Here is a 14120-nt window from a genome sequence, read left to right on the forward strand (position 1 = left end):
ATAGATGATAACAATTCATGTCTTGGCTGGAGGTGAATTATTCCAACACGTACTAAATGCCATTAGCGCCTTTATGAAGCAGGACAGTTTTTTAGGGCTTTTACGAATTACCGCATTAATTGGAATCGTCATGGCCACCATCGGTTTTATTAAAACCCGTGATCCGATGGCATTTGCTCGGTGGTTTTTAGGTTATGTGCTGTTTGTGAATTTGGTGATATTACCTAAAACCTCCGTAATGATTGACGATATTTCTTCTCAAACACCAAAACTCGTAGATAATGTACCCGTGGTATTTGCGTTAAGCTCCAGTTTAGTCACAACCATTGGCTATGGTTTGGCTCAATCCTACGATGCATTACTTACCATGCCCAATGATTTGCAATACACCAAAACAGGAGCTCTTTTTGGTTCCCGTCTGGTTTCAGCATCAACCTCATTTCGTATTAAAGATCCCGTGCTTAAAGAAGAAATGAATGAGTATTTCCGTATCTGTGTCGTAGGAGACATTCGATTAAATCGAAAGTACAGTGTCAGTGATTTAGCGCATTCCACGGACATTTGGAATCTTATTACTGTGAAAGCTTCACCGCTTCGTATGCTCTCTGTGAATGGCAAATTAGTTTCATGCTTGGAGGCCTCAAAACCTGATGGGCAGTACAGTTTGCGCAAAAAGCTGGATGCTGAAATTAAAAAAGCCTACACATTTTTTGGCGTGAATTTGTTTGGAAAGCCTAAGAATACCACTTATGAAGCGTTATTTGCTACTCATCTTAAATCAGCCTTTGAGTATTACCAGGGATTAACCGACTCATCCAGTAACATTTTTTTACAAAGCATGATGATTAACGCCATAGGCGATGGCGTGGCGCATTATCAGGCGTTTACCGATGCAACCGCAGGAATTGTGAACCAACAATTTACAAAATCCCAGGTACAACACCGCTGGAGCTGGGAAGTATTAGGGCAAAAAGCCTTATGGATTTTGCCGATTACCCACACCTGCTTAACACTTATATTATTTGGTGTATTTCCGTTGATTATTGCATTAACCACATTACCTGGCGGGATACGAATTCTTTATGGCTATATGCAGTTTTTTATGTCGCTGCAATTTTGGCCAGTGCTCTTTGCAATACTCAACGCAGGAATGACCATTTATGGCGCTTCCTCATCGGGTGAATATGGTCAATTTACGATGGTGAATCTTGATAAGATTGATGAGTTGCATGCGGATATCTCAGGAGCATGTGGCTATTTGATGATGCTTATTCCTTTTCTCTCGCATGGTTTGGTTTCTAATCTAGGCGGCGCATTCAGTAATCTCGCAACCAGCATGATGAGTCATATGCAAGGCTCCAGCATGTCAGTGGCAGCGGAGGCAGCCAGCGCCTCTTTTGGTCTTGGTCAAACCAGTTTCTATAACACTACTGCTAATAATTTCTCAGCCAATAAACACGATTCCAATTGGACTCACCTGCACGGCATGCGGACTTCCCAATTGGGAAGTGGTGTGTTAAAAACCATTACGGGCAGCGGTGATAGAGTGTTTGATGTCAGTCCAGGAATGACGAGAAGTGCTGTATCTATAAATGCACTGGAAGGTTTAAGCGCATCACTGAACCAGGCTTATGAGCAATCGACACAAGCTGCTCGAAACGAATCTGCACACTATCAGAATTCATTATCAAATTTTGCCCATCGAGCCCTGCAATTATCACAATTGGCAGGGCATGACATGCGTTTGGGAGATAGCATATCGGAAAGTGAGACAGGTCAATACTCCAAAGCCTTATCAACCATTAGCCATATTGCAGAGGATGTGGCGCGACGCTTAGGTGTTAGTAAAGAAGACGCACTAACACATTTGACAAGCGGTGGTTTAAGTGCGCAAGTTGGTTTTAAAAGCCAGGGTAGTATATGGGGTAAGCTTGCACAATGGGGAACTGGTTTTCATGCAAGCGCTGATGCGCATCTTAAATTCGATCGTAATTCTACAAGTCAAGATAAATATCACACCGGTATGGACGGTTCCCTTTCGTCTCGTGAATCGCGTGATTTTAATGACGCGATAAGTTATGTGAAACAGTTTTCTCAAAATCATCATTTTGATGATAGTCATTCACAAGCGGCTTCATTGTCTAATCAATTGGGTGCTGATCTGAGAGAGGCAGAAACAGCCAGCCGTAATGTGGACGCTTCCCTTGCCAAAGCCACACGCATTCAGAATGCCAAAAACTTCGTGGAATCTCATTCATCTCAAATTACCACTGATTTAAATCAAGCATTTCAAGCTTATGTAGCTGCTAGGCTTAATGAGTCAGAGCGCGATGAATTGTATAGTCACCCAGGGGATCTGCGAGCGCTTAATAAACTTCAGGCATTAGGCCATGACTTTATTGCATCCAAACGAGACGAGTTAATTGCCCAATTCGGTAATACAGAACATAAATCACAGATAGAATCGTTTTATCAAAAAGAAAAAAGCGGCTTTATTGCCAAAGAAAACCAATTAGGATCCCATTATCAAAAAAACAGCGAAGAGTTTCTTCATCAGGCACAATCAATGAAGGTTGGCATAAATGATAAAGAGCTTGGAGTATTTCATCAAGAGGTGCATCAACAAAAGAGTACTTTGCCTCAAAATCTAAAACAAGGAGAGCAATTGATTAAGTCAGGGAGCCGTGATCTAATGAATGAAAAAGATTTGAGGTTACAAGAAGGCATGATGAATGCTCAAAAAAATGTAGTAGTGCCAGAGAATATGCACCTGCCTTTTGAGGACAAGAAATTACATAAAAAAGGAGAGTAGAGTGGATCCAAAACAATTAAAGCAAGCCATAGCAGAGGACATGAAAACTATTAAAATGCTAAACCCAGAGATTATTCCTGCCCGTTTTTATTACGGAGGGCTCTTAAAAGGAGTTTTTAATGGGGTATGGCGGATGTCTATAATCCTTTTTTTAACGCTATGCTATGTTATGAGTGATGACAAGGAGCCGATCTCTTTTTCCTCCTTGTTTATTGATTCAGGCATTACCGCTCTATTCTTAAGCATCGTTGCGATGCTTATCTTGCTAACTCCCATTAGTTTTTTTGTTCAATTTCAGTTTCATCTGGAGAAAAAATTAAAGACTAGTGCATTAATAAGAAAAAAATGTAACCACATTTCAATGGTGTTTTTTGGCATGTTTGCATTCTTGTGTATTTTGTTTGGCAGTTATGCTTCTGGACAGCAGATTTTTTTTATGTTGGTAGTGTCATTCTTCCTGAGTTTAGGAGCGACTCATATTGCGGTCCATATGGAATTAAGCCGAATTGGCTTTAGCAGCCTATTTACTCTATGTAATGAATTCTTTTCTAAAGGAAAAACTGTCTCAATAGAAGAAGCCCAGAAATAAAAAATAAAACGCAAAAAGAATAAATTTTAACCATTTTACAGGCAATGGTAGCTACTGCTTTGCCTAAAAAAGAGGATAAGGAGTAAATATTGTGCGTGAAGAGCCGAATTTCAAACACTATACTCGTGGCGGGCAAATCAGTTTTCACAATCTGCGGATGTGGGATCAAATTACTAAAACGTTGGTATGGGTTTGTCTTTTTCTTTGGGTCGTATTAACCGGCTTAATTACCTGGTTGGTTATATCTCCCGAAAAATTCCACCAAGCCATTGCTTATTACTATGCAAGTTTCTTAAATCTCGTTGGGCAAAAGCATACCTTCACGCTTCCCTTTCACGGAAAAAACTATCAACAAAACGTGGAGACAATTCTGCATTATCCTTATTACAAAGAGAATGCCGATCATATGGTAGATCTATTAGGAAAATCTTCATTGGCAGCTTTCGTATTTTCATTTGTTTTGGGACTTTGCTTTGCCTTTTATTTTATCCACAGGGGAAAAGCGCAGCGTGCTAATCAGTTTATTCGTGGCAGCCGTATTGATACAAAGGAAAATGTAATCCAACAAATCCTGGACAAAAAAGAAAACTCTGATATCACTATTGACGGGTTTCCCCTCAAAGCGAACAGCGAAGTTCAACATCTGTTGGTGCATGGAACTGTAGGTACTGGAAAAAGTCAGCTCATTATGAAAATCATGGATGCCTTACGCAAGAGGGGAGATAGAGTTATTGTCTATGATAAGGGATGTGCCTTTATTCCGCATTATTTTGATTCAAATCAGGATGTCATTCTAAATCCCTTTGATGCGAGGTGTCCTAATTGGGATATGTGGCTTGAAGCACCTCGGGATTCTGATTTCGAAAACATGGCAGAAAGCCTTATTCCGATGCATGGCGATTCTGAGCCCTTCTGGGTGAATGCCGCGAGAACTGTATTTTCTTCGGTTGCTGCTAAAATGCGAAAAGATAAAGATCGATCCGTTGAAAAATTGCTTAAGTTGCTGTTGACCGGTGAGTTTTCTCATTTAGAGGATTATCTTAAAGGAACAGCTGCTGCAACTCTAGTTAGCGGTAAAATTGAAAAAACGGCTATTTCCATTCGTTCAGTTATTACCACTTATTTAAAATCGCTTTCTACCTTATCAGGACTTGATTCAGAAGGGGCAAGCCCATTTTCTATTCGTGACTACATTTTAAATGAACAGCACAGTGGTTGGCTTTTTATTTCATCCAATGGCGAACAACACAAATCATTAAAGCCTTTAATGTCTATGTGGTTAGCCATGGCTTCCCTCACATTGTTAAGTCTTACGCCTAATCCAGATCGCCGGATTTGGTTCATTTGTGATGAATTGCCAAGTCTTCATAAATTACCGCTTTTAGGTGAGACCATTGCAGAAGTCCGAAAATTTGGTGGTTGCTTTTTATTAGGAATGCAAAGTTTCTCTCAGCTCACCAAAGTGTATGGTCAATCAGGCGGTGCTAAGGAATTGTTTGACTTGCTGAACACCCGTTTTTTCTTTAGAAGCCCAAGCGCTGATATGGCTCGTTTGGTTGCCAGCGAGCTGGGAGAAGAAGAAATTGAAGAATCACGAGAAAATTATTCCTATGGAGCTAATAGTATTCGAGATGGAATATCTCTTGGTAGCCAGCGTGTGACACGTCCCATTGTATCCTATCCACAAATTTTGGAACTGGAAGATCTAAGATGTTTTGTGCGTCTTCCAGGAAGTTATCCCATTACTCAACTCACGCTTGAACTTGAGAATCGGCCTAAATATTTGAAAGGGTTTGTTGAGCGCCAATTCATTATTGATGAAATGCTACAAAAGCTCGTTAAAGAAACTGAGAGCACAGAGGATGAAGCTATTGCGAAGCGCAAATGCCATAACAAAAAATCCGTGGAAATAGAATTTGAAGTTTAGAATAAGGAATAGGCATGCTCAGTGTAGAACCGCTTAAATCAGCTCAAGGTGCTGCTGATTATTACTCTAAAGCATTCAATTATTATTCAGGCGATGCCACAGCCATGCAGTGGCTAGGGCAGGGTAGTCAAAAATTGAAGCTCTCTGGTGTTGTGCAAAAAGAACAGATGCTGGCTTTATTAGAAGGTAGATTGCCAGATGGCCAAGTTTTACAAAATCTTGAAGGAGAACATCGGCCTGGTTTTGATATGACCTTTTCTGCTCCTAAATCAGTGTCAGTTTTAGTAGGATTAGGTTTAGCACCTGAATTAGTACGGTTTCATGATGAGGCGGTGCAATTGACTATCCGACAAATTGAAAAGGAATTTGCAGAAACCAGGGTTTCCCGTAGGGGTGAAATTTCTTTTGAGAAGACCAATAACTTATTGGTTGCAGCATTCAGACAGCCAAGTTCTCGTGCTAATGATCCAGCATTACATACCCACTGTGTCACCATGAATATTACATTTCATGAAGGTAAAGCGCGATCATTGTCAAGTGATCCTTCAAGAGAACATGGGGTAATCGAGCAGATTCAAAATAATGCTCACTATTGTGGTTTAATTTATCGTCAACATTTGGCCAATAAGCTTAAGGAAACGGGCTTTCATTTGCGATTAACAGGAAAAGGTTTGTTTGAAATTGATGGTGTTCCTGATGAGGTTTTACATGAATTTTCAACAAGGCGAATGGATATTTTGGGGTATATGGATGAGAAGGGTTGGAATGGTGCAAAAAGTGCATCCACTGCTACTGTACTGACTCGCAAGAATAAAGAAGAACATGATATCAATCTCCTTACAGAAGATTGGAAACAACGCGCAAAAGATATAGGGTTTGATGCTCAAGCGTTTATGCAACATCGAGATAAATCGCAATCTATTTCTTGGCTCTCAGGGGTTAAAGATAGATTATTGGCTTTAGTAAACAAATATAAAAAAGATTCTAGCCCATCAGAGATAGAAGCAGCACACGCTTGTGTTGTCGTCGCAATAGAAACGTTAAGTCAGCGAACTTCAATTTTTTCAGAAAGAATGTTAACTCAAGAAGCGATGAAACATAGTCTTATTTATCCAAAAGCGGTTTCAAGGCAATCAATTATTGAATCTATCCAACAAGAAATAAAAAGTCAAACGCTATATGAAGCAAGATGCTTCGATCGTGGAGAACGCTTGCTCACAACACCTTGGCTTTTAACTTTGGAAACAGAAACTATAGCCAGAATTGATCGCAATAAAGGTGCAGTTCCCGCTATTGCCCACCTTAATGCAGTTACAGCTTTCCAGAAAATGCGCAGCTCTTTGTTACCTTACCCCATGACCAATTCACAAAAAGAATCCATGAAGGTGTTGTTAACGAGCAAAGATCGATATTTGGCTATTCAAGGTTATGCAGGAGTTGCCAAAACTTCTATGCTTTCAGAGGCGAGAATTTTTATCGAAGCTCAAGGGCATAAGCTCCGTGGGATTACGGTTGCAAGCTCTGCAGCACATGAGTTGCAAGAAAAAGCAGGGATTAAAGCTGATGTATTCCCCTTGGTGCATCAGGAATTGAAAGAAGCACAAACAGCTTCCTTAACTAAAACACTATTTATTATCGATGAAGCATCCATGCTTTCTTCTCACCAAGGCCATGAGTTGATGAAGCAAATTGAGCGTGTTGGTGCACGGCTCGTATTAGTTGGGGATAGAGCTCAGCTACCCAGTGTGAATGCAGGGCGAATCTTTGGGTTAACCCAAGAATATGGTATTGAAACCGCTGTCATGGATGAAGTTGTTCGGCAAAAAAACGAGATCTTAAGGCAAGCTGTAATAGCAACCACGAAAGGTTTTGTGCAAGAAGCATTAGATAATTTGGATGTTAAAACGCTTGCGACTCATAAAGAGCGTATTGCTTGGATTGCCAATCATTGGCTTTCTTTATCCGCATCCGCGCGAGATGAAACGTTGCTATTTGCGCCAACACACGCCAATAGAGAAGAAATTACCACATTTATTCGCAGTGGATTAAAACAAGAGGGGACCTTAAAAGGCGAGCAGTTTAGTCAAATTATTCTTAAAACAAAAATGATGGAACCTATCCAGAGCCGATTTGTGGCCTATTACCAGAAAGGCGATATGGTGCGTTTTAACCAAAGTTTTAAAAGGAATAAAATTCACGCTGGTAGTTATTACACGGTAGGAGAAATTAGTAAAAAGCATCGTCAAGATAATGTGTTACCACTGATTGATGAGAGTGGTAATTTAATCAAATTTAATCTAAACAATCTGCCAAACTACAAAACTCATACAGCCCCTTTTGAACGAACCATTGAAGTATATGAAACAAAATCCTTGGAGCTTTTGGTTGGTGATAAGGTCATGTGGACGCGAAATTTTAAAGCTAACGATATACGAAATGGTCAATGTGCGACTCTTCATGAAATAAAAAACAACTCTTTTATGTTTATCACGAAAGAAGGGCGTTTATTAACACTCGAAAAATCCCATCCCGCCTTAAAACATCTTGATTATAGCTATGTTCTTACTAACTACAAGGTTCAAGGGAAAGATGCACCCTATGGCATTGGTTTAATGGAATCATTTCACCGATTTGGCAGTACCTTAAACAATTTTTACGTCCAAATTTCCAGAGCAATTCATGGTATGACTTTGGTAACGGATAATAAAGAAGAATTAGTTCATGCTATTCGAAGAAATTCGAACGAAAAACCAGCCTCAATGGATATTACCTCAAGCGCACAATTAATTCATCATGAGCGTCGATTCGGGGCGCAAAATCAATTATCCATACAATCAGTAATTGATAAGAAAAAATCCCTTGAAATTCAAGAAATATCTAAATCAATGAATCAAGATGATCTCATTATTGAGAAGAAAGGACCTCATTTAACCAAGCAATTAAGTAAAGAATTAGAACTATAAGATAGGAGGAGTTTATATGTCACGTTTAACCATTTCATTGCCAGATAATTTGCATCAACACATATCAGCATTAGCTATAAAAAATAATGATTCTATGTCCAATATGATCAATCAATTAATTCAAGTTGGATTACATCACTGGTTTAAAAATGACGGAAACTTCAAAGCAAATCCAGCTGTCGAAAAGTACTGCCATCAACTAATTATTCAGATGAATGCGCTTATTAAAAATATGTCAATTGAGTTGTTGAAATTGGATAGAGAGGATTTTGAGAAGCTACAGCAGGCTGCGGCTATTAAATATAGCGAACTTAAAAACAGTGCGCATGAAAATCTTTAGAAGATGGGGTGTGACAAGCAATGGAACGAAAAGGTACTCTAAGGAAAAATCACTAAGCCAGTTCTAGTATTTCAGTGGTATTAAGCTCTCTTAATTGTTCTTTTTGCTGCGACTTAGGCAACATAGATGAAAAGTTGCCCAGAAAATTAATATGTTTTCATCCTAGAGGTGTAATTCTCGGATCATCTATTCCTATTGTTCTCTGAAAAATTAACTGCTAAGTGATTCACGCCATAAATTGTTTCAACATAACACCCACTTGTGCTATTTATTGGAACACCGGTTATAAAAGTAATTGTGTCAAAGGGGCCTGTTGATTTCATACTACGTTTGGTATCAAGATAAAAATCACAACCAGAATTACCATTAATGTAACGAAAGTGCTGTATACCTGTATCATTAGGTGTTGGAACACTAAATACGACTGAGCCATATGCTGGTATAAACCGGGCCTCTTCTGGAATTAAATTTGAATCAGTTGTTATCTCCATATTCGCTTGATTATTTAAACTAATGCGAACATAACTTTGATGATCATTGCTTGAATTTTCAGCATTTAACACGGAAATATCTGCGTGACTTAAACATGAAAATAGTAGTCCTGGAATTAAGTAGTTAATTTTCATAATATACTTCCTAAGTTAGTTTAGTTTCTAAATTTACCAGCATAAAATTCATTCATTTTTTTCATCTCGAAACGCTAAAATATCACCTGGTTCGCAACTTAAGTATTTACATATTGCGTTTAGAGTTGAAAAACGAATGGCTTTCGCTTTACCTGTTTTTAATAAGGATAGGTTTTGTTCTGTAATACCGATAAACTCTGCTAATTCTTTAGAGCGAATTTTGCGCTTAGCAAGCATCACATCTAAATTGATAACGATTGACATACTTTTTAATCATACAGTAAGTTGTTGTTCTTCTCGAATTCGATAGGCTTCCATCATAATCCAAGAGTTAATTATAATTAAGAACGCTAAGAAGATCATTTCAATGCTGTCGATACTAATTCCAATCCATGTAAAAGAAGAAGTAATATATTTACATAAAGGAATAAGTATTTGCTCGGCTAACAAAATGTAGCCAATATTGCGAATAAACTTCACGTTAGAAAGGGTAAAAAAACTGTTTTTCTTATATGAATCAAATAACCGAATAAGAAAAAATAAAATCAATAAATTTGCCAAAGTGGAAATTAACGCCATAGAAAAATTAGTCCAAGGCTTATCTAATTGAGTAATGCCCATGCAAACGGCTAACCAACTAACGACAAATCCTCCAGCTAGTAACAAAAAACTGATTATAAAAATAGTTTTGAAAACTGAACTTATGCGTTGAATTTTATTCATAAATAACTACTCCGAACATCTAGGTTGTTAGCGGAGGATAATAAGTCATTTATTATTGTTTTTCAATAATTATTATATAAATAATAATAAAATATTAATTTTTTTCATAGAAACCTTATCTTGGCAAATATCTTGTCAACTCCAATTTTTGTTTATTGAATAATAAGACATTGAAAGATCGCTGTATATTTAAGGTTGAGGATTAGTTAATCGCCAAAGTAATAAAACTATTCACTCAAAGAAAGATATCTATAAAAACTAGCACGTGAAATTTTAAGTGTTTTACAGATATCGCCGATACTCATCCCATGATTTTTATGCATGCTCTTAGCAGTAAGTACCTTTGGGTTATTCGATGCAATTTTCTTTCTTCCGCCACTTTTACCCCTGGCACGTGCAGCTTCTAATCCAGCCTTTGTTCTTTCCTGAATTAAGCGGCGTTCAAATTGAGCTAGAGAAGAAAAAATATTAAAAATTAGCTCTCCCGAAGCGGTAGTTGTATCAATCGCACCATCGCAGAGCGATCGAAATCCAATGCCTTTTTTTCCTAAATCTTCAACTAAAGTAACTAAATGCGCCATTGAGCGACCCAATCGGTCTAATCGCCATACCAATAGTGTGTCACCTGCTTCTAACTCCGCTATACATTTATCTAATCCAGGTCGTTCAGTTCGTACACCAGAAATTTTATCGATAAAGATTTTATTTTTTGCACATCCGGCTGCTTCAAGTGCATTGAGTTGCAATTGAACATCCTGATCATTCTTACTAACACGAGCGTATCCTACTAATTTTGGCATGTTATTTTCTCATAATTAAATGATAAATCGGGAAAATAATATTTTGTTTCCTAAGATGGATAGATGATACACTTGCTAGCCTTTATATCCAATTAATTTTTCACTCTTAACAAACGAACGTTTTATGAGACATTCATGCCTGTTGATTTTTTAACCGATGAGCAATATCAGTCCTATGCAAAATATCCTGAAACTCTGACACAAGATCAACTTGATAAATATTTTTACTTGGATGATAAGGACAAAGAATTAATCAAGGCATGTCGCCGTGATTACAATAAACTGGGATATGCAATACAATTAACTACGGTTAGATTCCTTGGTACTTTTCTTGCGAACCCAATTGATGTGCCCAATCAAGTTGTCCACTACATTGCAAAACAATTAGCGATTGAACTTCCAGTAGTACTCGCATCTTATATGGATCGTAAAGCAACGCGATTAGATCATTGTGGTGAAATAAAGACTGTATTTGATTATAAAGATCTTGGCGGCATCTGGGGCTATCGATTAACTCACTGGCTGTATGATCAAGCATGGTATGGCAATGAAAGACCAAGCATTTTGTTTGAACGTTGCACGCTGTGGCTCATCAGTAGAAAAGTTCTATTACCAGGCATAAGTACATTGACCGTTTTAATAGCAAAAGTTCGAGACCGGGTTTCAAAACGGCTATGGCAGCGACTGACTTTGTTGGTAGATATCAACCAGAGGCAGCAACTCGAAAACTTATTGTTGGTACCTGACGGTAAACGTTATAGTAAACTTGATGAATTAAAAAATGGACCAACACATATCAGCAGTGCTGGATTAGTGCAGGCACTAAAACGTTATCAATACATACGTGACTTAGGCTTAGGTCAAACAAACATTGGCAATATACCCAAAGCAAAAATTAATCACTTGGCCAGATATGTCACTGTCTCATGGGCACCATCGATTGCACGAATGCCTGATGATAGACGCATTGCAGTGCTGTTTTCATTTGCATATGTTTATGAAATCACGGCGCTTGATGATGCATTAGATCTGTTGGACATGTTGATCACAGAAATTACTGCTGCAGCAAAACGATTAGGTGAGAGAAAACGTATTCGTAGCTTGGGTGATTTGGATAAAGCTGCATTAAAGCTGTCTGATTTTGGTGACTTGTTTTTACAACATGATGGGGAACAAAACTTGCCAGCTGTAATTTACAAAGCTATTTCTAAAGATACAATATCCAATGCGGTAGAGATTATTAGGCAAATTGCCAAACCCCATCATGACAAATACTACGATGAGCTGCTTGAGCAATATAAAACCGTACGTCGATTCCTGCCAACATTACTTAGCACGGTTAAATTCCAAACAACTAAAGAAGGCAAATCGGTACAAGCAGCAATAGAATTTTTAGCGTCTATAGAAGGGAAGAGAAAACCTTCATTTCAAAATGCGCCACTTGATATTATTAATACTGGTTGGCGAAATATTGTTATCAACCCTAAGACCAAGGAAATTGATAGACCAGGTTATACCTTATGTGTCATGGATCATCTACAAACTAATATGCGCAGCCGAGATATGCACGTAGTATTTAGTGAACGATGGTGTGACCCTCGCGCTAAATTGTTAAGAGGTGCTGCCTGGGATGAACATAAAATTCCAGTATGCCGATCACTCAATTTAAGTATTGATTTTGATGAGGAGTTTGGTTACCTGTCTTCAATATTAGAAGATAAATACCAGAATGTGCTGCAAAGATTACCCCAAAATGATGCGATTGAGATTGTGAAAAACAGTAAGGGAAAAGATAGAATCAAATTATCCAGATTAGAAAAAATTGAGGAACCAGAAAGCCTAAAAATATTGAAAAGTAAAATCGACAAGCTGATGCCTCGCATTGATTTTCCAGAATTATTGCTCGAAGCCAACCGTATGTCTGATTTTACAGATGAGTGCACTCATATTAGCGATAATAATTCACGCATATCTGGAATTGAAGTTTCATTATGTGCAGTCATTATGGCGGAAGCATGCAACATTGGTATTGAACCATTGATTAATGAAGACAGCCCAGAATTGACACGCAATCGATTAAGTTGGATTCAGCAAAATTGCATCCGTGCTGAAACAATTGCTAGATCTAATGCGAAATTGGTAGACCTGCACTCCCAACAACCACTTGCGAAAAAGATGGGTACTGGTAATATTGCTTCTGCTGATGGCGTAAGATTTACCTGCGCTGTAAAAACAGTAAATTCTGGGCCGAATAAAAAATACTATGGGCCAAAACGCGGGCTAACTTATTACAATTTTGTATCGGATCAAAATGCAGGATTTCATGGAATTGTAATTACTGGTACTCTTCGTGATTCTCTTTATTTATTGGATGGCATGCAGGATCAACAAACAAGTCTCGATATAAAAGAAATAATGACTGATACGGCTGGTGCTAGCGAAATAATCTTTGCGTTATTTTGGTTGTTGGGATACCAATTTAGCCCAAGGCTTGCTGATGTTGGTGGTGCACGGTTTTGGAGAGTTGATTCTAAAGCGGATTATGGGGTGCTTAATGATATTTCAAATCACAAAATTAACGAAGCATCAATACGCAAGCATTGGGAGGATATTCTACGAGTCGCTGTTTCCTTGAAATTAGGTCATGTCAGTGCTTCAGATTTAATACGTTCCTTATTTCGAAAGAATAGACCATCTGGACTAGCCAAAGCCTTAATGAACTTAGGTCGTATTATTAAGACGTTATATCTGCTCAATTATATTGATAGCGAAGGGTACCGACGTCATATTTTGATACAACTCAATAAAGGTGAAAGTCGCCACAGCTTGGCACGCACCGTGTATCATGGAAAACGTGGTGAAATTCACGAAAAATATCGCGAGGGGCAGGAAGACCAACTCAATGCATTAGGATTGGCAACCAACGCTATTGTATTATGGAATACGGTTTATATGCAGGCTGCATTAGATTATTTGCGCGCACAGGGTGAAGTGATAAATGAAGAAGATGAAGCAAGGTTATCGCCATTAGGGCGGAAACATATTAATTTCTTGGGACATTTTTCATTTATGTTGCCTAAAGTTGTGGCAGAAGGTCAATTGAGATCATTAAATGTTGCTGAAAAGCTAGAGCTGGCTTAATGATTTTTGCTTAGAGTACCTTTTCGTTCCAATGATTGTCACACCCCAAGATAAAATGGTGAACCTATGGTGCAAGAGATGGTGAAGATTATACAAGTTGATGTTAGAGGCCATGAAAAATAAAGAACTTTCAATTATTTTACTTCACCATTACCCTTCACCAGCTATTCACCATCTTTTTAGGTAAAAAAATGAATAA

The 14120-nt window shown here is 38.2% G+C and carries 10 protein-coding genes; 6 read left to right on the forward strand and 4 right to left on the reverse strand.

The genetic code is table 11. The features are described from left to right. Positions 1–4 precede the first annotated feature (4 nt). The 5 genes from traG to OQJ02_RS15230 all read left to right on the forward strand — a co-directional run bounded on the left by traG (position 5) and on the right by OQJ02_RS15230 (position 8631). Positions 5–2812, forward strand: coding sequence for a conjugal transfer mating-pair stabilization protein TraG (gene traG / locus OQJ02_RS15210; protein ID WP_011212619.1), 2808 nt, complete (start codon positions 5–7; stop codon positions 2810–2812). 1 nt (position 2813) lies between these two features. Then, a complete protein-coding gene (locus tag OQJ02_RS15215; protein WP_011212620.1) occupies positions 2814–3401 on the forward strand; it encodes a hypothetical protein in 588 nt (195 codons plus the stop codon). A 91-nt stretch (positions 3402–3492) separates the two neighbouring features. After that, the gene (gene traD, locus OQJ02_RS15220; protein WP_011212621.1) at positions 3493–5328 is read left to right on the forward strand and encodes a type IV conjugative transfer system coupling protein TraD; all 1836 of its coding nucleotides are present in this window, start codon (positions 3493–3495) and stop codon (positions 5326–5328) included. 14 nt (positions 5329–5342) lie between these two features. Next, positions 5343–8291, forward strand: coding sequence for a MobF family relaxase (gene mobF / locus OQJ02_RS15225; protein ID WP_011212622.1), 2949 nt, complete (start codon positions 5343–5345; stop codon positions 8289–8291). A gap of 16 nt (positions 8292–8307) precedes the next feature. Beyond that, positions 8308–8631, forward strand: a complete 324-nt coding sequence (locus OQJ02_RS15230; protein WP_011212623.1) for a hypothetical protein — start codon at positions 8308–8310, stop codon at positions 8629–8631. A gap of 182 nt (positions 8632–8813) precedes the next feature. Here the strand turns inward: OQJ02_RS15230 and OQJ02_RS15235 are convergent, their stop codons facing one another. The 4 genes from OQJ02_RS15235 to OQJ02_RS15250 form a co-directional block, all read right to left on the reverse strand. After that, entirely contained in the window at positions 8814–9257 is a 444-nt protein-coding gene (locus tag OQJ02_RS15235) for a hypothetical protein (protein WP_059411240.1), read from the reverse strand. 48 nt (positions 9258–9305) lie between these two features. Next, positions 9306–9521 (reverse strand): helix-turn-helix domain-containing protein, encoded by a 216-nt coding sequence (locus OQJ02_RS15240; RefSeq protein ID WP_059411242.1) that lies wholly within the window; start codon positions 9519–9521, stop codon positions 9306–9308. Positions 9522–9530: 9 nt separating this feature from the next. After that, positions 9531–9980, reverse strand: a complete 450-nt coding sequence (locus tag OQJ02_RS15245) for a DUF2975 domain-containing protein (protein ID WP_080333372.1) — start codon at positions 9978–9980, stop codon at positions 9531–9533. A gap of 227 nt (positions 9981–10207) precedes the next feature. Next, a complete protein-coding gene (locus tag OQJ02_RS15250) occupies positions 10208–10780 on the reverse strand; it encodes a recombinase family protein (RefSeq protein ID WP_059411244.1) in 573 nt (190 codons plus the stop codon). A gap of 135 nt (positions 10781–10915) precedes the next feature. On the opposite strand from OQJ02_RS15250, the gene OQJ02_RS15255 reads away from it, so the two are divergent. Then, a complete protein-coding gene (locus tag OQJ02_RS15255; protein ID WP_059411246.1) occupies positions 10916–13921 on the forward strand; it encodes a Tn3 family transposase in 3006 nt (1001 codons plus the stop codon). Positions 13922–14120: the final 199 nt, after the last annotated feature.

This window comes from Legionella sp. PATHC032, from assembly GCF_026191185.1.
Classification (GTDB): Bacteria; Pseudomonadota; Gammaproteobacteria; order Legionellales; family Legionellaceae; genus Legionella.

Coding starts and splice junctions, on each gene's coding strand:
- traG (WP_011212619.1), top strand. CDS start 5: ATGATAACAATTCATGTCTTGGCTGGAGGTGAATTATTCCAACACGTA.
- mobF (WP_011212622.1), top strand. CDS start 5,343: ATGCTCAGTGTAGAACCGCTTAAATCAGCTCAAGGTGCTGCTGATTAT.
- OQJ02_RS15230 (WP_011212623.1), top strand. CDS start 8,308: ATGTCACGTTTAACCATTTCATTGCCAGATAATTTGCATCAACACATA.
- OQJ02_RS15235 (WP_059411240.1), bottom strand. CDS start 9,257: ATGAAAATTAACTACTTAATTCCAGGACTACTATTTTCATGTTTAAGT.
- OQJ02_RS15240 (WP_059411242.1), bottom strand. CDS start 9,521: ATGTCAATCGTTATCAATTTAGATGTGATGCTTGCTAAGCGCAAAATT.
- OQJ02_RS15245 (WP_080333372.1), bottom strand. CDS start 9,980: ATGAATAAAATTCAACGCATAAGTTCAGTTTTCAAAACTATTTTTATA.
- OQJ02_RS15250 (WP_059411244.1), bottom strand. CDS start 10,780: ATGCCAAAATTAGTAGGATACGCTCGTGTTAGTAAGAATGATCAGGAT.
- OQJ02_RS15255 (WP_059411246.1), top strand. CDS start 10,916: ATGCCTGTTGATTTTTTAACCGATGAGCAATATCAGTCCTATGCAAAA.